Annotated in this window: 20 protein-coding genes; 4 read left to right on the forward strand and 16 right to left on the reverse strand. The window is 33.3% G+C overall.

Annotated elements, in window-relative coordinates:
* Positions 1–30: 30 nt before the first annotated feature.
* A complete protein-coding gene (locus LX95_RS00275) occupies positions 31–240 on the forward strand; it encodes a hypothetical protein (RefSeq protein WP_111539427.1) in 210 nt (69 codons plus the stop codon).
* 57 nt (positions 241–297) lie between these two features.
* The gene (locus LX95_RS00280) at positions 298–4845 is read left to right on the forward strand and encodes a T9SS type A sorting domain-containing protein (RefSeq protein WP_211307625.1); all 4548 of its coding nucleotides are present in this window, start codon (positions 298–300) and stop codon (positions 4843–4845) included.
* 244 nt (positions 4846–5089) lie between these two features.
* Here the strand turns inward: LX95_RS00280 and LX95_RS00285 are convergent, their stop codons facing one another.
* The gene (locus LX95_RS00285; protein WP_111539429.1) at positions 5090–5713 is read right to left on the reverse strand and encodes a hypothetical protein; all 624 of its coding nucleotides are present in this window, start codon (positions 5711–5713) and stop codon (positions 5090–5092) included.
* A gap of 287 nt (positions 5714–6000) precedes the next feature.
* Between LX95_RS00285 and LX95_RS00290 the strand changes: the two genes are divergently transcribed.
* Entirely contained in the window at positions 6001–7281 is a 1281-nt protein-coding gene (locus LX95_RS00290; protein WP_111539430.1) for an OmpA family protein, read from the forward strand.
* 303 nt (positions 7282–7584) lie between these two features.
* Here the strand turns inward: LX95_RS00290 and wecB are convergent, their stop codons facing one another.
* The 3 genes from wecB to LX95_RS00305 all read right to left on the reverse strand — a co-directional run bounded on the left by wecB (position 7585) and on the right by LX95_RS00305 (position 10561).
* Positions 7585–8709: a non-hydrolyzing UDP-N-acetylglucosamine 2-epimerase gene (wecB, locus tag LX95_RS00295; RefSeq protein WP_111539431.1), complete on the reverse strand. Its 1125-nt coding sequence runs from the start codon at positions 8707–8709 to the stop codon at positions 7585–7587.
* Positions 8710–8868: 159 nt separating this feature from the next.
* Positions 8869–9471 carry a sugar transferase gene (locus LX95_RS00300; RefSeq protein ID WP_111539432.1) on the reverse strand — a complete coding sequence of 201 codons (603 nt, stop codon included), beginning with the start codon at positions 9469–9471 and terminating at the stop codon, positions 8869–8871.
* Between the two features lie 187 nt (positions 9472–9658).
* The gene (locus LX95_RS00305) at positions 9659–10561 is read right to left on the reverse strand and encodes a LysR family transcriptional regulator (RefSeq protein WP_111539433.1); all 903 of its coding nucleotides are present in this window, start codon (positions 10559–10561) and stop codon (positions 9659–9661) included.
* Between the two features lie 92 nt (positions 10562–10653).
* Here LX95_RS00305 and LX95_RS00310 point away from each other — a divergent pair, with 92 nt between their 5' ends.
* Positions 10654–11280 carry an NAD(P)H-dependent oxidoreductase gene (locus LX95_RS00310; protein ID WP_111539434.1) on the forward strand — a complete coding sequence of 209 codons (627 nt, stop codon included), beginning with the start codon at positions 10654–10656 and terminating at the stop codon, positions 11278–11280.
* 125 nt (positions 11281–11405) lie between these two features.
* Here LX95_RS00310 and LX95_RS00315 read toward each other — a convergent pair whose 3' ends face one another.
* The 12 genes from LX95_RS00315 to LX95_RS14705 all read right to left on the reverse strand — a co-directional run bounded on the left by LX95_RS00315 (position 11406) and on the right by LX95_RS14705 (position 21024).
* Entirely contained in the window at positions 11406–11762 is a 357-nt protein-coding gene (locus tag LX95_RS00315) for a DUF6567 family protein (RefSeq protein ID WP_146240721.1), read from the reverse strand.
* 356 nt (positions 11763–12118) lie between these two features.
* Positions 12119–13381, reverse strand: a complete 1263-nt coding sequence (locus LX95_RS00320; protein ID WP_111539436.1) for a T9SS type A sorting domain-containing protein — start codon at positions 13379–13381, stop codon at positions 12119–12121.
* 261 nt (positions 13382–13642) lie between these two features.
* Complete coding sequence (locus LX95_RS00325) at positions 13643–13798, reverse strand: hypothetical protein (RefSeq protein ID WP_211307626.1); 156 nt, start codon at positions 13796–13798, stop codon at positions 13643–13645.
* A gap of 95 nt (positions 13799–13893) precedes the next feature.
* Positions 13894–14556, reverse strand: a complete 663-nt coding sequence (locus LX95_RS00330) for a hypothetical protein (RefSeq protein WP_111539437.1) — start codon at positions 14554–14556, stop codon at positions 13894–13896.
* Between the two features lie 92 nt (positions 14557–14648).
* Positions 14649–15686, reverse strand: a complete 1038-nt coding sequence (locus LX95_RS00335; protein WP_245924699.1) for a TolB-like translocation protein — start codon at positions 15684–15686, stop codon at positions 14649–14651.
* Positions 15687–15781: 95 nt separating this feature from the next.
* Positions 15782–16234, reverse strand: coding sequence for a WapI family immunity protein (locus LX95_RS00340; RefSeq protein ID WP_111539438.1), 453 nt, complete (start codon positions 16232–16234; stop codon positions 15782–15784).
* Between the two features lie 259 nt (positions 16235–16493).
* Positions 16494–17414, reverse strand: coding sequence for a hypothetical protein (locus tag LX95_RS00345; protein WP_111539439.1), 921 nt, complete (start codon positions 17412–17414; stop codon positions 16494–16496).
* A 270-nt stretch (positions 17415–17684) separates the two neighbouring features.
* On the reverse strand, positions 17685–18335 hold the full coding sequence (locus tag LX95_RS00350; protein WP_111539440.1) for a hypothetical protein: 651 nt from the start codon (positions 18333–18335) through the stop codon (positions 17685–17687).
* A 485-nt stretch (positions 18336–18820) separates the two neighbouring features.
* A complete protein-coding gene (locus LX95_RS00355; protein ID WP_111539441.1) occupies positions 18821–19219 on the reverse strand; it encodes a hypothetical protein in 399 nt (132 codons plus the stop codon).
* A gap of 266 nt (positions 19220–19485) precedes the next feature.
* Positions 19486–20007: a TraB/GumN family protein gene (locus LX95_RS00360; RefSeq protein ID WP_111539442.1), complete on the reverse strand. Its 522-nt coding sequence runs from the start codon at positions 20005–20007 to the stop codon at positions 19486–19488.
* Between the two features lie 450 nt (positions 20008–20457).
* Positions 20458–20601: an LbetaH domain-containing protein gene (locus tag LX95_RS14840; protein WP_262509652.1), complete on the reverse strand. Its 144-nt coding sequence runs from the start codon at positions 20599–20601 to the stop codon at positions 20458–20460.
* A 102-nt stretch (positions 20602–20703) separates the two neighbouring features.
* The gene (locus tag LX95_RS14705; RefSeq protein ID WP_245924700.1) at positions 20704–21024 is read right to left on the reverse strand and encodes a maltose acetyltransferase domain-containing protein; all 321 of its coding nucleotides are present in this window, start codon (positions 21022–21024) and stop codon (positions 20704–20706) included.
* Between the last annotated feature and the right edge of the window lie 51 nt (positions 21025–21075).

Here is a 21075-nt window from a genome sequence, read left to right on the forward strand (position 1 = left end):
ATTATTACTAGAAAGTAAAATTTATAATTTATGAAAAATAAAAAATCTTTTTTAATCGCTTTCGCCTTAGTTGGTTTAAGTCTACTTCCTATGACAGTTCAAGCTCAACTTCCAGGTTTTATGGATGATGTAGATGATGAAACTCCGGCCGCACCAATAGATGGATTTATAAGTCTTGCAATCCTTATGGGTGGAATTATAGGGTACAGAAAATTAAAGGACGACAAGACTCAACATTAACTAATCTACTTTATTATGAAAAAAAAATACTTTCATTTCATTTCCATAATAATGTGTATGATTTGCTGCAGTGTTACCAGCTTATCAATAGCACAAAATGGTCCAGGAGGAGTAGGCTCAGATACCGATAATCCTTTTTGGTTTATCGCCAACACCTTAAGCTCTTCAACCTCTAATAATAACAAAGTTTCTGTGTTTCCTAACGTAGGTGGTAATACCTTAAATGCTACACAGAGCACTCCTAATCGTCGTCCTACCTTTCTAACTAATCAATTGAATGGTTTTCCTGTATTGAGTTTTAATGGAAATGACTATTTAGAAATTGCGGATAATAATGCCATCAATCAAGGAGGCCCTTATGCAGACAGAACGCTTATCATGGCTGTTCGCACTGGCGCTAATGTAACAAATCGTCAAGTTATTTACGAAGAAGGAGGCGGCATACGCGGCTTAAATATCTATATCGACGGTGGTTCTCTTTATGCAGGAGCCTATAATTTAAATGATGATGATTCAGATACCGCATGGGGGTTTAAGTATACTAGTACTTCTATCACAGCAAACACAAATTATATTATATCTTTTAAATTCTCTGGAAATTCTAGTAATACGGGCACTATTGAAACCTACCTTAATGGAGTATCATTTGGGAATCTAACAGAAATAGGTAGACTTTTCAATCATAATGAAGCCATTTTAGGTGCTCAAGTTGAAGATACATATTATCACGACGGTGTTGATAGTGGAGATGGAGCCTATTTTAGGGGCCAAATTGCTGAGTTTATTTTTTATAACAAGTCTTTAAATAACCCAGAGCGCTATAGCGTACAAAACTATTTATCCTCTAAATACAATATTAGTTTAGGAGCAAATGATGTTTACCCATATGATGTTCCTGCTGAAAATGATTTTGATTTTCACTTTATTGGGATAGGGAAGCAAAATGCGACCCAACAGCATATAACTTCTTCTGAGGGAACTGGAATTCTGAGAGTTGCTCAAAACACTCCTCTCGCTAATAATGAATTTTTAGCAATTGCTACAGATGAATTTGATAACACCTCTTTAGAAAGTTCTTCTTATGGTTGTTCTACTTCTAACAAATCTATGTATAGACTTACCAGTAATTGGCGTGCAACAAAATCTGGAACATTCGGTACCGTAGACTTTTCACTACTCATCGATGATTTTAATGAGAATGTGGGAGATAATTCTGAAGTTGTAATGTTTATAAGCAATAATGCTTCTTTTACTGGTGCTACCGAAATTAATGCTACTTCTATCAGTGGTGGAGTTGCTACATTCAGCAATGTAAGTATAGCCAATGGTGACTTTTTAAGTTTTGGAATTGCGCAATCTAACTCTACTACTGCAATACCAGGAGGTGTGGCTTCTTCATTGAACACCCGTTTCTGGTATCAAGCAGAAGATCTAAACTTAGCATCTAACGATAAAGTAAGCTCTTGGATAAATCAAGGACAAAATGGTTTGGCGATAGCACAAACTAATTCAAACAGACAACCTCTGTATGTAGAGAATCAAATGAATGGCTTCCCAGCAGTGCAATTTGACGGTAATAATGATCAACTTAGCATTCCTAATAATGTAGAATTAAATACTGCTGGACCTTACGCTAACCGCACATTCAGCATGGTATTTAATTCTGGCTCAAACATTACAAATACTCAAATGCTCTATGAAGAAGGAGGAAATACAAGAAATCTTCAGTTTTTCATCAAAGATGGAGAACTACACTTCGGAGGGTTTAATAAAGCAAACGACGGGGCTGGATCTCCTTGGAACTACACTTCCTTTAAAACTCCTATAAACACAAATACTAATTACGTATTAAGCTATGTATATGCAGGAAATTCTTCCACCACTGGTAATATTCATTGTTATCTAAATGGGGAGTTAGCAGGTACGATATCAAATATCGGATTTTTATATGCACACACAGGAGACATAACTTTAGGAGGACATACAGATAATATAACGGTAGATGGCAACAATAGCACAGGAGATTATTTTGAAGGTAGTATCGCCGAATTTTTAATTCATGATATTTCTTTAAATACCGTACAAGTAAGAGTTTTACACAATTACTATGCTTCTAAATACAACTTAAGTTTAAGCAACAATGACTTCTTTGCTTTTGACAGTGCTCTTGAAGGAGACTTCGATTTTAATCTTGTAGGGATTTACAAAACTTCTGCAGAAAATAAAAATGTTTCCCAAATAGGAACAGGAATTATTAATATTACCAATCCTTCCTCGTTAGACTCAGATGAGCACTTATTAATTGCTGCTAATCGACAAAAAATCGGTTTCTTAGATGCTTCTGACATTGATTGCTCAACACCCGCAGTCGATGAGCAAAAATTAGCTACAATTTGGCGTGTGGATGAAGAAGGAAATGTAGGCAATGTTGATCTTAATTTTTTAATAGATCAAATTAATTTGAGTACAGCTAATTATAGCGCAATTGAGTTAGTTATAGCCAATAATTCCGCATTTACCTCGCCAACGCTTATTTCGGGAACACTTAACTGTAACAACATCAGTTTTACAGGTGTAAATTTAAATGATGGCGATTACTTTACGTTACGTTACAAAGATGTGCAACCTATAACTTGGGATGGGACAAATTATGCTAATGGATCGGGTATTGACGGGGCACCAAATAACAATGATCAAGGAAGAAAACTTGTGGTTCTCAATGCTGGAGCAGCTATTACAGAAAATGCTTCGGTGGGATGTATTCATATTGCTTCTGGTGCAGGTGTAATTTTTGATGCAGGAATTGAATTTTCCGTACAGGGTGATATATACAACTTAGGAATTATTGATGGCTCGAAAGCTAGCTTTAGGTTGAATGGAAACACTACTCAGACTTTTTCCAACAATAGTTTTTCTATGGGAGAATTTGAACTTAACAACCCTTCAGGGGTAACTGTTGCTTTAGCTACTAATGAATTTCTATTTATCGATGAGGTGCTGCGCATTAACCAAGGAAGCTTAATCACTGGCGATCAAGTTTATTTAAGATGTGATTTCATAAACGGTCCTGCACAAATTGACCATGTACAAGGTGCAATTACAGGAGATATCACTACAGAACAGTGTTTCCAAGCTAAAAGAGCCTTTAGATTTATTACTTCTTCAGTAGATTCGGGAGAGAGTATTCATAACAATTGGCAAGAAGCTGCTATTTCTTATACCCATGATCCTAATTTTGGCTATGGTACACATATCACGGGTGTAGATACGAATCCTGATCAAACCAATGGTTTTGATTACACTCCATCTGGAAACCCTTCTATGTACACTTATGATAATGTTTTATCTCAATGGCAAAAAATCAATAATACTGATAATACCAATTTAGTGGCAGGAGTACCTTACCGATTACTTGTTCGAGGAGATCGCTTTATTGATGTAACTTCTAACAGTGCCATTCCAACAAATACTAGATTAAGAAATATTGGAAGTGTGATCACTGGCGATGTAATTCAAAATAACTTTAACTCAGCCAGTGGAGCTGCTAACTTCTTTGGTAATCCTTACCATGCGGCAGTTGACATGGATTTGGTTTTAAAAAATGTAGCAACCAACAATGTTACTCCTAACTACTATTATGTATATGATCCCGACTTAGGAGGTTCTCCTACTCCAGGTACTCCTGGAGGTCGCGGTGGATACGTAACGGTAGATTTGTCTGATGGCTCTAATAATAATGCAAGCTCAGATGCAAATCAGTATCTACAGCCTATGCAAGCAGCATTCTTTCTTACTGGAAATGCAGGAACAACACCTTCCTTAGCTTTTACGGAAGCTAATAAGGCTGTCGATGTAGCATCTACTCAAGTCTTTAGGCCTACACTCGCAATGGGTAAAGAAATCAATATACAATTATTTACTCAAGAAGCTTTCACTAACCAACAAACATCGTCTGATGGATTAAGAATCAAGTTTTCTGCTCAAGCTAATAATGCTATTGACGCTCAGGATGCTCCTAAGTTCTTTAATCTAGATGAAAACTTGGCACGAATTGATCAAGGAAATTATATAACTATAGAAAACAGAGCACTGCCTTATGAGGGAGAAGTATTGCCGTTATTTACGTATCAATACCGCTACCAAGATTATGTTTTACAGGTAGATTTAACTGATGCTTTTGATTATGAGGTATATCTAGAAGACGCCTATTTACAAACTTCTACTTTACTCTCTACAGGAACACAATACGTTAACTTCCAAGTTGATGCTTCTATTCCTGCAAGTATAGCCACCGATAGATTTAGTTTGAGTTTCGGAAATGTTTTGGACGCTAATTCAGTAACAACTCAAGGACTTCAAGTATATCCTAATCCAGTAACGGGGAACGAAGTATACCTTCAACTACCTCAACATCATGGAAATCGTTTAGAGCTTAAAGTTTATAATGTATTAGGACAGCAGATATTTGAGAAAATAGTATCTCCTAACGCAGAGAAAACGCTTCAAATCGATTCAATTCCATTTTCAGCTAGCGGAATTTATTTTTTGAAAATGATTGACCTTGAAAATGATCATACCTATGAAATAAAACTTATCAAGTCTTAATTCTATAAAGGAATATTTTACCAAAAAAGCTGAACTATGATATCATAGTTCAGCTTTTTTATTTTAAGTCTTGTAGGTTTTGCTTCACCTAGTAAGACAAACTATAAGAATGTTTAGAAAGGAATATAGAATATCAGCTACCTTATATCTAAAATAAAACAATATAGTTTTTACGATGTTCAATGAAAAATAAATCTATTCACGCCACAAAAACGTTCTTCTTTGAAGTCTAATAAATAACATTTTAATACCAATCAGCATGGTATTTTTCTTTTCCCAGATAAATATAAACACCAAAGCTCACAAGTAGATTTGCTCCGTTATCGGAATTTTCTTGCGTATTTAACACCTTACCGTCATAGCCATACCATTGTCCAATTTGATAGGAATAAGAAAGATCTCCTACTAGCGCTAAATGAGATGAAAGATTAAAAAGCAAACTTCCTCCCATTAGTATATTACCCATACGATCATAATTGCTAGTGTTATTGGGAGAAGCGATTGATATTCCCGGCCCTGCATGTACTTGAAGGTTAATATATTCTTTGATATAATAAGGGAAATTTAAAATATGACTAAGACTAGCCACCCCTTCCAAAGAAAGTCGATGAAAACTTAAACCTGCATTTTGATTTCCGAAGCCTTGATAAGTGTAAGCGCCTGATAAACCGAACTTTCGATTGAGCATATACCTACCTCCCACTTGAAAATTCTTAAAGGAAATGTATTCAGACCTAGAGATTCTTTCTACAGGAGAAATAGGGATTGAAGCCCCGTATTTTAGATCTAAAGAGAGCTGATTGTAACTTTTTTGTGCCTGAAGTGGTAAGCAAAATACCAAAATTACTCCCCATATAAGAATACGCATATTTATTTTTTTTTCAAATATACTTTTTCTAAATTATATTTATTTATTAAATATATCTTAAGAAAAAGGCCTTAAAAAATATCAAATTAGGTCCAAAGAGATACTTTTGAATAGTAGATCATATAATAAATGTTAAAATTGACATAAACGTAGTATATATAAACTAAATTTATGTGAAATTTAATGAGCTAACTAATTAACAATTAAAATACTATTTCTTTTTTTAGATTAAAAACTGTTATATATTTGTCAGCAAAACAGAATGTAAAATCATTACATTAATCATTATGAAAAAAATTACCTTTTTATTATCGTGCATCTTGGCATCGTCTATGATCCAAGCACAAGAAACTGAATATAATCACTGGTCTATCGAAGCTGGGGTTAACATGAGTGAGCCAGGAACAGGCTATAGTGATGATAATTCCACAACTTTGTATAACTCTTCTTTAACCGGTTCTATAGGTGGAGAATTAGGAGTGCGTTATATGATCAACGAAAAATTTGGATTTAAGTTAGGAGGAATGTATTCTCAAATTACAGAAGGAGACAACAGTCTTCCTTTTGAAACTACCTACTATAGAGCAAACTTAGAGGGAGTGGTTAACTTGGGTTCTATCCTTGGATTTAGAGAATGGACACAACGCTTTAACCTTTTAGGACACGCAGGAGCAGGTGTAGCTAACATCAAATTAGGAGATAACGTTACGTTTGCAGATGAAGATGATTTTAGTGCTATGTTGATGGTGGGAGTAACTCCGCAGATCAGAATTTCAGACCATATTGCATTTTATGCAGATATGACCCTTTCTGGCAACTTATCTCAAACATATTCTTGGGACGGAAATCGTGCAGATAATGGGGATCGTTACTTTGATGGTAACATCGCTACTTTTGCAGCAGGGATTCAGATCTACTTAGGTAAAAAAGAAAAACATGCTGATTGGGTAGATATGACGACAAGAAAAGAATTAACTCAAGAAATTGATTCTTTATCAAATCGTATCGCTGAAATTGAAACTAACATGATCGATAGCGATCAAGATGGAGTACCTAATTATTTAGATCGTGAACCAAACACTATGAATGGTGTAGCTACAGATACCAAAGGGGTTGCTGTAGATAAAAACAATAACGGAGTTCCAGATGAGATTGAAGGTTCTTTAGACAAGCGCTATGCTAAAGCAAGCTCTACAAACGGAGCTGCGAATGCAGGACTTAATGTAAAAACGCTAATTAACGAAGGTTACGTAAATGTGTACTTTGAGTTCAATAGCACGAAACCAGAAACCTATTCTTATGAAGCTATCAATTACTTAGTGAAGTATATGAATAACAATCCTTCAGCTCAAGCTGAATTGATTGGGTATGCAGATGAGATTGGAAATGCTACCTATAATATGCAACTTTCAGAGAAACGTGCTAAAAAAGTACATGACATTTTAATAGCTTCAGGAGTTTCAGCAGATCGTTTAGAGCATAGAGGAGAAGGAATCGACAGTTCTGTTGATAAATCATCTAAAGAAGCTCGTCAGTTAGTAAGAAGAGTAACTTTCAGATTGAAATAATTCAATCCTTATATATCATAAAAAAAGGCTATCCATTTGGATAGCCTTTTTTGTTTTATTTCCTCTATCTAATATGAGATAGAGTTTGAGAACCGGTTTGTAAGTAATAAAATACAGCGTACTCATGGAAAGCCACATTAACAGCATATTCATGAGTGAGGATTATTATTTTTTATAATTCCATAAGGAAACTACAGATTTAAAAAACTGCTTTCTGTTTTTATCTACCTAAAGTATAAAATGGATAGGATTTGATAAGACTGATAATCCCTAATCCATCTTTATCGACTTACTGGAAAGTATTTATTTTTGATCTTTTAGGAATGCTACAATACGCGCACAAGCTTTTCCATCCCCATAAGGGTTATGCTTTCCACTCATTTCTTTATATCGCTCTTTATTTTCTAATAAAGAAAGGGTCTCTTCTACAATCTTAGACGTTTCTGTACCTACTAAAATCACCGTACCAGCTTCCACTGCTTCTGGGCGCTCTGTATTATTTCTCATCACCAAAACTGGCTTCCCTAAACTTGGGGCTTCTTCCTGCACTCCCCCACTGTCTGTGATAATTAATTTCGACTGGTTCATTAACCAGACAAAAGCGGGATAACCTAAAGGATCAATTAAATGAATGTTGGAAACCGCTCCTAAAATTTCATTTACGGGTCCTTTTACTTTAGGATTTAAGTGAACAGGATAAACGATTTGAACTTCAGGCTTTTTATTAGCGATCTCCTTTAAAGCCGAGCAAATATTTACAAAACCCTGACCGTGATTTTCTCTTCGATGTCCAGTGACGAGAATGAGCTCTTTCTGGGTAGAAACTATAGATTTTAAATGAGTGATTTCCTCATTCTCTAAATGTTTTACACGTTCAGAACTTTCTAATAAGGCATCAATTACCGTATTACCCGTAACGTTTATATTTGATTCTTTAATATTTTCTAAAAGCAAATTCTCTTTAGACTGCTGCGTAGGCGCAAAATGATAGTCTGTAATCCTCCCCGTAATTTGTCGATTCATCTCTTCAGGAAAAGGAGAGTTTTTATTCCATGTTCTTAATCCTGCCTCTATATGACATACTTTAGCTCCGCTATAAAAACTAGCAATAGCTGTAGCCATAGTAGTAGTAGTATCTCCATGAACAAAAACATAGTGAGGTTGATATTCTTCTAACACAGTTTTTAATTCCGTGATAATATCAGCCGTTAATTGGTGTAGATTTTGATTCGGTTTCATCAAGTCCAAATCATAATCGGGTACAATCTCAAAAAAATCCAATACTTGATCTAACATTTCTCGGTGCTGAGCCGTTACACAGACTTTAGTCTCAAAATCCTGATGATTTTTTTGTAATTCTTTTACTAAAGGCGCCATCTTTATAGCTTCAGGACGTGTTCCAAATACTAATAAATTCTTCTTTTTCATGAGATGATTTTAAAAATTTAAAGGTACTTATTTAAATTTAACCTATCAACAAAAGTATAATCTAGAAACCGCCTCCTTAAATACTAGATTTCAGTTTAAAATAGGCTTTGGATTTGATGATTTAAAGCATAAAAAATCCGATAAGAATGATTGCCTTGTCTACGAATCTACTATGGTTTTCCAAAGAATTTGAACGTCTAAACCAAAGGAATAATTTTTAATGTACTCCCTATTTAACTTTATCTTTTCAGGCCAAATCACTTCTCTGTTATAGGCGATAGGATCCTTTTGTTGAGCCAATAATTCTTCCTCTTGCTTAAATTTTAAAGTGGCTAAACCCGTAATTCCTGGTAACAAGGATAAAATTTCTCGGTCTTGACCCTGAAGCTGATCTGCAAATCCTGCTACATCGGGTCTCGGTCCTACCAGGCTCATTTCACCTTTTAACACATTCCAAAGCTGAGGAAGCTCATCAATTTTAAATTTCCGTAACCACTTCCCAATACTCGTAATGCGAGGGTCATTCTTTGTCGTGACCGAGTTAATAGGTCCGTTGACCTCCCTCATGGTCTTAAGTTTGTAGATTTTAAAAGGAAGCCCATGCCTGCCTATACGGTAAGGAGCATAAATACCTGAAGTGCGGCTACTGATAACAATAGCTAAAAAACTTACAAAAATTAAAGGGAAGGTGAAGACCAATCCCACAAAGGAAAATATTATATCAAAACCTCTTTTGTTAAGCCGTTCTCTTTTAGTTAACACTTTCTTTTCCTTTTATAGCCTTTCAAAATTACGGAATTAAATTAAAGTTGAAATGAGCTATTAGGTTTAATTCCTTTATAGGAATTAGAAAACGTGAACCTCTTATAAAAAGCAGTCTTCTTAAATGCATGTAGTACTTCTTTTTTTCATTAGTATTGATCAGCATTCAAATTCCAAAATAAATTTTTTAAGCTAACTTGGTAATAAATAACTCACGGAGTGCATCTAATTCTTTTTTGTATTTCAAATCTGTTCTTGAAGCAAAGTATAAAGTATTCTCCGTTTTTACTCTTCCTTCCCATAATAAATCAATCTTTTGCCCCTGTAACTCCTTTTTGCATAAAAAATCGGGCACTACGGCTAGGCCTCTGTTATGAGATAAACACCTGATGATAGAGGTGATACTGGGAAGAATATAATTAGGCTTAAAGGAGGGTTTCTGTTTAAAATTTTCAAACCAAAAACGTCTAAAATGTTCCATTTCGTTAGAAGAACTATACCATACGTGTTGCAGTAACTCTTTTTCTAAAGCCTTAAAGTCTTTAGATTCTAGATGCTTTTTTATTCGTGTTGTATCGGTTTGGTTTCCCGCTATCAATACGATTCTTTCTTTTGAAAAAGGGGTATATTCTACCAATGATTTTTTATCCTTTTGTTGATGTGGGGTAATGACTAAATCCAAAATTCCTTGATTTAAATCATGAATTAAATCGGTATGGCCCCCAAACCGAGCTAACAAATCGAAGCGTAGATGGGGAATTTCGGGTTCTATCACGAGTTGAAACATTTCAGAACACATGCCAATATGAAGGGAAGAATTTTTTTCTTGAGTTGTTTTTTTAAAATGCTGTTCTACCTTTTCTAATTGACTTAACGCATCGATAATAGAAACATAGAGTAACTTTCCATCCTCGGTAGGAATCATTTTTCTTGAGGTACGTTCAAATAATTTTTTACCTACGTAAGCTTCCAAAGCATTTAAGTGTACGCTTACCCCAGGCTGAGAAGCAAATAAGGCCGTCGATGCCTTGGTCAGAGTCCCCTTATCGTAAATCTCCTTGAAAGTTCTGTACCATTCTAAATTTACCATTTCTATTAAAATTGTAATACAAAGGTATGATTTGTATTATTTTTTCAATACCAAAAACTATGATAATTTTGTGGCTATAAAGATTTAGAACTATGAAAAATATATTTATAATCAATGGAAGCCATCCTTTCGCACATTCAGGAGGCAGGTTTAACGAAACGCTTTTTCATCAAACTCAAACGCACTTAAAAGCTATTGAAGGTTTTCAGGTAAAAACTACTCAAGTGGGAGAAGCTTATGAAATTAAAGAAGAAGTTGAAAAATTTGTTTGGGCAGATTTGATCATTTACCACACCCCTATCTGGTGGTTCCAACTACCGTTTGGATTTAAGCAATACTTAGATGAGGTCTTTACGGAAGGACACCAAAATGGAATTTATAAAAGTGATGGAAGAAGTAGAACTAACCCTCATCTCAATTATGGCACTGGAGGAATGATGCAGGGTAAAAAATATATACTGACTACCAGTTGGAATGCACCTCAAACAGCTTTTACTTTAGCTGATGAATTTTTTGAACAACATTCAGTGGATGAAGGGGTGATGTTTGGGTTTCATAAAATGAATGCCTTTACAGGAATGCAGCTCTTAGCCAGCCATCATTTTTATGATATGGAAAAAAACGCCGATGTTCCATTAGAGCTTAAAAATTACAAAAGCTTTCTAACACAGCTTACCGAAAAGGTTTTTAATAACTGTAGCGTTCAAAGACTAGAGTAACTCTATAACCCCACAATTTTCGGTAAAGCAAAGTTTGTGCATATTGAAAGGTGTTTTTTGTGAAGTAGACCTAAAAAAACGGATCAAACACTTTCGTTTGATCCGTTTATATATTGAGTATCTATTTATTTAAACTCCACAATATCTGCCGTTACATAGCATTTTGTTGTAGAAATAATTCCTAAAAAGCTCGAATATTTAAAATTGACCGTCGTGTTGGCTAAGGTCTGAGCATCTTGTAAGGTATGGTTTTCGAGCATGTTCTGCTTTGCTTCATCTACAATTGCTTCTCTATTCATTCCCCCAATACCAAGCACATAAGTTGCCTGAGATTTACCTTGAAGGTCTCTTTTTACATAACTATAGTTATTTGAACTTAAGGAAGCTGAATTATTCATATAGCCCGTAAGCCCTGCTGCACAACTTGAAAATAAAACGCTAATACACATCATTAAGGAAATTCGTAATAGTAATTTTTTCATGAAATTAGATTTAGTGATTAATTGACTTTAATTATTTTATATAGCCAAAGTAAAGGAGATGCAATTGACTTGCCTTACGGTTTTCCGTACTCTCATTAAATCTTTCAAAAGAATTATCGAATTATCCTTGTATAAATAGTGATTGATTTTTATATATCTAACAGCTCCGCTTATTGGTTAAGATTTGTACTGATCAAGTTTCTTGTCCGTTTACGGAAACACATAAGCCCAAACTTATACTCTTAAAATAAGAAGACACTTATAAACAATCCTGTTATTAGTTATAACCCCTTGTCTTAAAAATGGCATAAGGGTTTTTTCTTATTTAGCTAGCCATTTCAGGTGGAGTAAAGAAATTACTTTTTCAATATTTTGGAAACAAATGTATGTTTTTCTGTAGATAATTTCATGAGATAGATTCCACTGCTTAAATGGGACATATCTGCTTTTAAATCTTTTCCTTGTTTATGCTTGGTCGTTAGCATTAATTTTCCGCTAAGGTCATAGAGTTCTAGCAAAATATTGTAATAAGTAGAATTTAAGCTTATACTCAGTTTATCTTTCACTGGGTTAGGGTAAATTTCTATTTGCTCTAATAAAGCATTTTTATTTGTTAGTTGAACAATAGATACCGTTTTGACCATTGTATCCCATTTGCCACATTTATATACCGTTAAAGATATATTATAATCCCCGACAGCTCCATAGGAATGAATTGGGTGTAGGTCTGTAGAGGTATTTCCATCCCCAAAATCCCAAAGTAAACTGTCAAAATCATCACTAGTATTGGTAAATGTTATTTGATCTCCATTAATCACCTCCGAATAATCTGCCTTTGCAGGGTTCACCGTAAAATCCCAAGTCGGTATTTGATCGAAAACTATATTTTTAGTAGCCATTTTAATCCTATCCGCATCCAGAGAAGACAAACTAGAGTTCCAAGTGATTCCCAGAGGATCTTTTTTATATATCATGGTATAAAATACACAAGCTGCGGCATAAGAACCCTCAAGAGAGGGGTGTGAACCATCAGCAGCATATAAATCTATCGTGGGGTAATGTGTTCTAAGATACCTCCAGACCGCTCCTACAGGAGCTACCTCAGCCTCATTGTCGGCCGCCATAAAATTGTAAGTATTTTTAATAGCGTCATCCATCCCTTCATAAGTACATACCCAAGGGGCATTGCCACAATTACTACTATCTCCATTCTCTCTTCCCCAAGTCATATAGAACATGGGTTGAGTGCATTCATTATTTGTTCTTATGGCGTTGCTCAAAGCAGCAGCATAAGGATAGAGTTCGGTTTGCATTTGTGCATTAGACCAAGAAGTCTCCTGACTTTGGGCTTGCAAAACCACATAATCCCAAGCCTGCGCATTAATTTTATTTAGGGTGGTTGTATGGGTTGCGTGATTCATAAATCGATAGCCTCCAGGCGTATTCGAATCATATACCAAGACATCCCCCATATCTATAGCAATATTTTGAACAAGTAAGGGTAAATTGTTGACCCCGGTATAACTATTCCCTATAAAAAGTACCTTTTTATTAATTTGCCCTTGAACGGTAAAAACAGATAAGAAAATGAGTATAGAGGTAACAAAAGCATATTTCATTTTAGTTGTATTTATAAATACCTATAGGCATGGTTAATTATAGTGGAGGAACGTTAAAGACGTAAATTTAGTAAAAATAGTTTTTATATACCTATTGCATTGATTTGGGTCTCCTCTGATCTTTTGATGAAATACATCTTTAGGCAACTCTCTTTTTAAAGTCAAACTTCACCTAATCTTTTAAAAAATATCTCAAAAATATTCATTCTATAACATAGTTTACTTTTAAATAGGATTAGATAATCAACCAAAGCTGGTTATTTAATCTTTTTCATTCATTATACGTACCACTCGACTATACATGATTTCTGATAAATTCCATTGGTAACCATCAAAATCGACTGTATTGGTCAACTGAATTACTACCGCATCCTTAGCTTTATGATATTTGGCTATCGTTTGGTATCCTGGGATCAACCCCGTATGTTCATATTTTGATTCTCTATTCTAAACTACTACTAACCAATGGGTAAACCAGGCTAAAAGTTAAACATTCTTTTATACACTTTAAGTCATACCTCTTTTAAAGATACATTTAATTTTTCTATATATTCTTTTTTCTCAAGCAGTTGGCCGATATGAGCTTCAAATGTCTTGGTATTATTTAAATTCGGAAAGCATAATTTTTTCTTTGCTATTGAATTTGAAATCAAAATATTGAAGTAATTATAATATAGTATGATTTTTTGCAAGCTATCGGTTTCACGGATTTCGAAACCTATTTTTTTAGCGGTTCTTTTATTGATGATGTAGCTTGTCCCCCGAATTATTAGTTTTTCATCAGTCTTATAGTCTGCCATAAGGCGTAACAATCCTTCTACATACTGTTGAAGTATAAAATTTGTTCTCTCTTTTGCCTTCATGTGTTTATCGAGGACATAATAGTAATCAAATAAAGTCCCTCCATGAATTTTAAGAATATCGTTTTTAGGTTTTTCAGCTATAAATAGAGAAGAATAATAAATGATTTTTCCACTTTTTTTCAAAGATGGCATATCAAAAAAAGGTGCTATTATAGATAAGCCTATGGCAAAAGTTAATATTCCTATCAGATAGATCTCAGCATAAATAGAAATAATTATAGAAGCTGTTATCATTAACATAAAACCCAAGGCGATTGCGCCTAAAATCCTATTTTGCTCTTTTCTACTCTTGTTGTAAAACCTATGCTTCAATTTTTCTAAATCTGCTTTTCTACCTACTTTATAAAATCATTGTAAATCATCAGTAATCAACCTTCTTCGTTACCACTTCGCTCAGTAATGAATTATTCTAATTGGTCAATCCCAATTTTATAGATATTTCCAAAACCGTTCTGTGTACGATGAGCGAATGCTTTTAATGCCTCGATACTTTCTAATTTTTTAGGCTCGCTGATATTTCTTTCACTGGTAAAATAAAAATTACCGGACTTCCAATCTACAAACGGACAATAGTCCAATCGATCTGAATTAATGATCGCTCCTAAGTTTTTAGATGCGGACCATTTCCCTAAACTATCTTTTCTACTTATATACAAATCTCCTCCCCCAAACCCATCTGGTCTTCCAAATGAACTAAAAATGATCAGGTTTTCATCCGGACTTACATAAGCATTAAATTCATAGGATGCAGTGTTGATTTCTTTAGGCAATGCTTTAGGAGTTTGAAATTTACCGGCTATACACTCAGATTTAAAAATGTCTTCTTTTCCCATTCCGTTATCTTTTGTCGCGGTAAAAAATAGATTCCCCGCATCGCTTAAAGACGGAAAAAACTCATCCCCTTTAGTATTTATAATTGAATCTAAGGCGACGGGCTCAGACCATCCCGTTTGGGTACGATCACTATACCAAATATTGTAATCCTTTCTAGAGGCATCCCCATAAATAGGTCTGTTAGACGCAAAATACAATCTTTCACCCTGTTTCGTATAAAAAGGTTCAATATCTTGATACTCTCCCGATATGTTTAAAATTTGTGGCCTTGTCCATTTTCCTTGAACTCGCTTTAGATATACAAGATTTCTTTTCTCTTGTTTGTAATCGCCCAGGGTATAGATCACCTCATCACTTTGAGGAGATACGGCAAAATCTCTTTCGTATAATGAGGTTGATATTATATTTTCACCTAACAATGTTAGACCTTCTGCTGTAGTGGTAATGCCTATAGAGTCTTCTTTTAATTGTTCTCTATAAGTATGACAATTCAATAATAAGAATGAGGCTAAACCTATGACGATAAATTTTATTTTGTTCAATTTATAAAGTGTTGTATGTAGTTGATATTCCTGTTTTCTTGAGCGTTCAAACTCTTCCTGTTTCACAAGTAAATGCTTTCATTCCATTTTTTATTGATCATACCACAAGCCTGTTATTCCAATTTATTTGATATAAAATATTAGGTTAACCTGTTGATGCGTTATGAGATGGCGCGTTGAGGGTAGTGTTCTATTTCCTCTTTTAATTGTTTTACGATTAAATTCAAATCCTTTTCGTTGTATACAGCATAAACAAAATGCTCTTTATGCTCATATGCGTTTTCGTGTTGAGGTGCCAAGTTAAAAATAATTTTAAGATGCTTTTCTGCTTTGGTTTTTTTTATCAATTTAAATTCCAAATTCGGCTCTATAAACATTAGGGAACTAGAATCGGTTTCCACATCATGCGAGAGTTTCTCAAACCATTCTATCATGGTTTTTAGTTCCCTCACTAAAAGAAAAGAATCAACTATCTCCCAATTTCCATCACGGCTTTCTACTTTTAAAGACATCAAAAGCCAATTGGAATCATATTCACAATTGGTTATTTCAGGAAACTGATAATTAATTATTCTAAGCTCAACACTCTGGTCATTAATTCCATTAAATATCATTTCATTACTTTTTTTTAGGTGAAGACTAATGTTAATCCTAGTTCAGAAAAAATAAACGTTTCTAGAAAAATCAGCTTCCATAAATATACGGAATCATCAAATATTATAAATTATTGCCTACAATTTGCACCTTATATATCAAATCTACCATTAGGCTTTCCACTCATTATATAAAGCGTTCTAAATTTTAAGCTCTAATCAAGTGCAATTTTACCATAGACATCGCTCCAAGTCTATTTCTCTTATATCATGGGTTATTTTATTTCTTCTTTAATTCCTCAAATTCCAAGGAAAAACCTATTTCACAAGGTGTCATGGCATGGGGATAGGATGGAGTAATTGTAATGCCTTTTTTGGTGAGAACCCATGTATAATACTTCCATAATTCCTTATTATTTTTAAAATATTCACATTCCGATTGTAGGCTCTTATCCTCTTTATATTTTTCTTTTAATACTTGGTAATGATCTAGATTTGGATATAAATCTGTTAGCTTTATTAATTGTATTTCTTTTTCAAGGTCAAAATTATATCCTGTAAGATTGTAATTGGGATGTGCTCCTCCACAGTAGATAGATGAATATTCGTTAAAACTAAGGTATTGTTCAGAAACTAACTTCACTTCAATATGTATATCGGCCCATTCACATTCTAAACCGATAACGGCATTTCTAGCATGAATTGAATCTAGTCGCTGGTTTATAAATTCTCTTTGAGATAAAGTAAAACCATTGCCTAATCTAAATAGATTTTTTTTAGAATATTTTTCAGTGAACCAAACAAGTTCTTTATTTCCATAATTTGATACACTATCTCTTGCAAACTCTAATTTTTGCCATCTATATTTATCAATACTTTTTGTTGATTCTAATAATATTACATCTAACTTATTTCCTTTATTCTCCCAAGTCCCCAATAGGGTATCTTTTTTTATAGATAAGGTGAAATGTTCATTTTTATCACTATAATTTTCAAAAAGGCTTAACACCGAACCTTTATATGCTCCTTTTAAATGGATGTTCTTCAATTGAGTCTTGTAAAAATAGAATGCTGTAGCTCGATTATTCTCATCATCTAAATTTAGTTCTAGAAATATTTTGTGCTTCCCAATAGTTCCTTCAAAAGTCTGTGCTTGTGCTTCTACAGCGTAAAAAAGTAGAATAATAAAGAGATATTTCATTTTTAAAGGATTTGGTTTTATTATACTACAACTATTTTATATAGGACTCACAGCTTAAAAATGAATCTTAATTTTTCGCTAAACAGAATTAGTCTTGCATTTGACAAGCGAAAAAGGCTTGGGAGGAAATTAGGACTAAAATCTGACTATAACTTCTGTTACCAGCCTTTATTAAAACAAGCTTTTTCTATAACTCCATTAGACCTGTTTTATGACTATCGCCTAGAACCACATCTGAGGTCTTATTGAAATTTCACCACTGGTTCTTTGTTAGCTACCGTAATTTATTTTTTTTAGATAACTATTTAGATGATTAGAAACCTCAAATGGGTAATCATAATGCATAGCACAATCATCCTTTTTTAATTCCTTATCATTTTTATCGGTCAAAGAGTAATTCCGCTCAATTCTATGGAAATCAGAATTATAATATTCCGTAATTTTTTCATAAGCAACTTCGTTAGTACACATACTGTTAAAGAAATTTGTATTTCTTTGAAACGCAAAAGTTTTCTTTTTCTTGTCGAAATAGTGTAAATATCCAATATGCCAATCTCCGCTTTCGCTTGTTGGAAATTCGCCAATGAGCATAATATTCCCATTTTGATGTTTCCAAATATTATATGTTGTTTCTATATTTTCTGGCCAATTTTCATGAAGTACGATTGTTAACTTTTCTTTGTTAGGTTCTTTAACTAAAACCTCCAGTGTCAGTTTGTTTTGAGATTGTAAAGAGTCAATAATTATTTTTTGACTTTTTAATCCATCCAAAATGTCAGGTTCAGGAACTAATTCAGTTGAGCGACTAACTTTAGCCTTTTCGATGTCTGTTTGTAAATCACTCGTTATTTTTTTTGTCTCGCCTTTTTGTTGACAAGAAAAAAATATAAAAATTATCAATAGGTACTTTAAATTTTTCATTTTTCTTTATGATGGATATGCTTCAAGGCAACCAAGCATTTCTTAAGTAAAATTACCCTTTTTTAGAACAGCTTCTTCTTCTTTAAAATGTATACTTAGTATATGATAAACTCTAGCTATGTTTTGTACACCATTTATACAATTTCTAAGAATACCGCCAACCTAATGCTATTTCCAATAACTGCAAGTAGAATGCTAAGGTTGTCAATTATTTTGATAATATTAAACTGGTTTGCTTGTTCACACGATTCTAAATCTTTTACAGCTAAAATAAAGTTTTATCTACACATCTACATTCGTTTCCATTTAAATTACTCGAGTGTTTTTAAATATAGACGTGTTAACTCTTTCTAAATTTATCAACGATAACTTCTTCAATAAAGTAAGCATCAACTGCAGCCGTTCTCATTTTATTTCTATGTAATTGAGATTAGCATCAAAAATCCTTATTCTCAATATATAGTGTAATTTACTATGATGCACAATTAAACATCAAATTCTCCCAACATCTTTTCAAGTTTTTTAATATGTACACCATAGAGTTTATTTGACCAAGATACCGTCATTATATAGATAAGCACAGCTACTAATATATACCCGAATGTATAAAGAATAAGCGCTGTGTTTGATACACGTAGTAAAATTAAATTATTAAAAATGTTTTCGGGCGTTTTTACAGTACCAAAAATTAAGCTTATCATAGCTATAGGAAGTAACAGACTTCCTGAGATTATAGCAGTCTTATACACTTCTAGAGTTAACTTAAGCTCATAAATAAAGCTTATAACTGTCTCTTGACTATTATTACTTAAATTGCTGGATTTTTTTAAAAACCATGTCATTTTTATCAAATACCCAAAAGTGATAAGGCTGGTAATAAACATACTTATATAGTAAACCGTTTGGGGTAACCTAGCATATCAATAATACTAGGGACTATAAAAAAAGTGCAATTATCATTATTTGCGTGATGATTTCACTTCTCATACTTTTTCTAACTTTATAAATAGGCAGTTTGCTTATTTCCATGTTTTTTATCTTTGATGGAATCTGATTGTCATCCATACTATCTGTATTCATTTTGTGTTTAATCTCTTCAAAATTCATAGCCTTGCTTTTTTATTAAATCTTTTAATTTGTGTTTTATTCTTTAACTTTCTCCAAACTGTAAATCGGGTTTATTATTTTTTATCGCCAATGACATCATCTTATTATCAACTGATTTTATTTGAGACCAAGGCAGCATTTTTTGCAGCATTAAAACGTTTAGAATAGAAAGACCATACGTATCAAAATTAATTAGAGATGCCCCCATTATCTTTGTGACAAGCGTATCTAGTTCATCAAATTGTTCTTTGGAGAGTTCTTCAGATATTTTTCTTGTATTATTCATTGATTCTTGCATGATTTTAATCTCTTCTGGATTAGACAAATTAACTTCTAAAACTAATGCATCCACAATTTGAAGTGCTTGAGTTACCTTTTTAGGTATTTCGAAGTCTTTTTCACACATTAAATGTAGAGTTCCTAAAATATAAGATGGCTCATGCAGGTCTGCATGCTCAATTTTCCATAATACAGAATTTTCTAATTTTATTTCTTCTTGAGCCTGTAAAGAATTGATCAATAAAAGGTATACAGCGATGGCAGTAATTAATTTTGATGGTTTCATTTTTATTTTTTTTAGAATTCATCTGGTAAGTATGGGAAGCGAAAATTTGTTACAAAAAATAAATTAAAAGTAGGGAACCATTAGATAAAACAGTACTTAAGCAACATATTTTATATTTTACGGATAAACATTTTCTTGTTTCTAAATACTTTTTCGCTTCATCGCGAAAAACATATTCGTAAAAATTAATTATTCTAAGGAGAGAAGGAAATTAAATAGCCTTATTGAAATAAAGTTTTTTTGTAACTATAGAGTCTAAGGCTTTGATAAATTAAATTACAACTAAAAACAACCTAAAATCGAGAGCTTCATAGCTTAGCATTATGTATAAAGGTAAGACTTATGGAAAAAATCATCTTTCTTGGTCTAAGTAATTAAGACGGGAAATTGATGTTTTTTAGATTAACCTGGAAATAAGAATAATCATATTTGTCTTTTAAACCCGTTAACTTAGAGTGTTCTTTTTACTACACAGGGATTGCCGTATGCTAAACAGTTGTTAGAAATACTTTTTGTCACCACACTTCCTGCTCCCACGGTGACATTATCCCCAATAATCACACCGGGCAAATTACAGTATTTCCCCCTATTCAAACATTACTTCCAATTTTAACTGGTTGACTTAAGGTAAGTTAATTTATTTTTTTTGCTTATTATACGGTCAGATGCTTTTAAAGGATGGCTCACCTTATATATTTAAACATAAGGTCCAATTATTCCATTTTTTCCAAGGCTTATTTTATTATTATCCAAAAACATATAGTTTATATGGACAAATGTGTTTTCTCCAATAGAAATATTCTCCCCATAATCACAGAAAAATGGTGCCGCTATCCATACCCCTGTTTCCTTATACTCCAAAAGATTATTTAAAATTCGCTCTCTTTCTTCGGTTAATTCAGAGTCCAGGCTATTATATTCTTTAAGTAGTTTTCTTGCCTTATGGTACATCTTTAACAATTCTGCATCTCTAGAATTATAATCATCTCCATTCAACATTTTTTCTCTTTCAGTCATAAAATTTATTTAAGCGAAAAAGTTCTCTGATACAAAATTAATATTAAATTA

This window comes from Mesonia algae (genome assembly GCF_003253545.1).
Lineage (GTDB): Bacteria > Bacteroidota > Bacteroidia > Flavobacteriales > Flavobacteriaceae > Mesonia > Mesonia algae.

Coding starts and splice junctions, on each gene's coding strand:
- LX95_RS00315 (WP_146240721.1), bottom strand. CDS start 11,762: ATGAAAAAATTACTATTACGAATTTCCTTAATGATGTGTATTAGCGTT.
- LX95_RS14705 (WP_245924700.1), bottom strand. CDS start 21,024: ATGACTGAAAGAGAAAAAATGTTGAATGGAGATGATTATAATTCTAGA.
- LX95_RS00310 (WP_111539434.1), top strand. CDS start 10,654: ATGAAAAATATATTTATAATCAATGGAAGCCATCCTTTCGCACATTCA.
- LX95_RS00345 (WP_111539439.1), bottom strand. CDS start 17,414: ATGAAATATCTCTTTATTATTCTACTTTTTTACGCTGTAGAAGCACAA.
- LX95_RS00355 (WP_111539441.1), bottom strand. CDS start 19,219: ATGTTTATTACCAGCCTTATCACTTTTGGGTATTTGATAAAAATGACA.
- LX95_RS00320 (WP_111539436.1), bottom strand. CDS start 13,381: ATGAAATATGCTTTTGTTACCTCTATACTCATTTTCTTATCTGTTTTT.
- LX95_RS00340 (WP_111539438.1), bottom strand. CDS start 16,234: ATGATATTTAATGGAATTAATGACCAGAGTGTTGAGCTTAGAATAATT.
- LX95_RS00305 (WP_111539433.1), bottom strand. CDS start 10,561: ATGGTAAATTTAGAATGGTACAGAACTTTCAAGGAGATTTACGATAAG.
- LX95_RS00280 (WP_211307625.1), top strand. CDS start 298: ATGATTTGCTGCAGTGTTACCAGCTTATCAATAGCACAAAATGGTCCA.
- LX95_RS00275 (WP_111539427.1), top strand. CDS start 31: ATGAAAAATAAAAAATCTTTTTTAATCGCTTTCGCCTTAGTTGGTTTA.
- LX95_RS00360 (WP_111539442.1), bottom strand. CDS start 20,007: ATGAAACCATCAAAATTAATTACTGCCATCGCTGTATACCTTTTATTG.
- LX95_RS00285 (WP_111539429.1), bottom strand. CDS start 5,713: ATGCGTATTCTTATATGGGGAGTAATTTTGGTATTTTGCTTACCACTT.
- wecB (WP_111539431.1), bottom strand. CDS start 8,709: ATGAAAAAGAAGAATTTATTAGTATTTGGAACACGTCCTGAAGCTATA.
- LX95_RS00350 (WP_111539440.1), bottom strand. CDS start 18,335: ATGAAAAATTTAAAGTACCTATTGATAATTTTTATATTTTTTTCTTGT.
- LX95_RS00290 (WP_111539430.1), top strand. CDS start 6,001: ATGAAAAAAATTACCTTTTTATTATCGTGCATCTTGGCATCGTCTATG.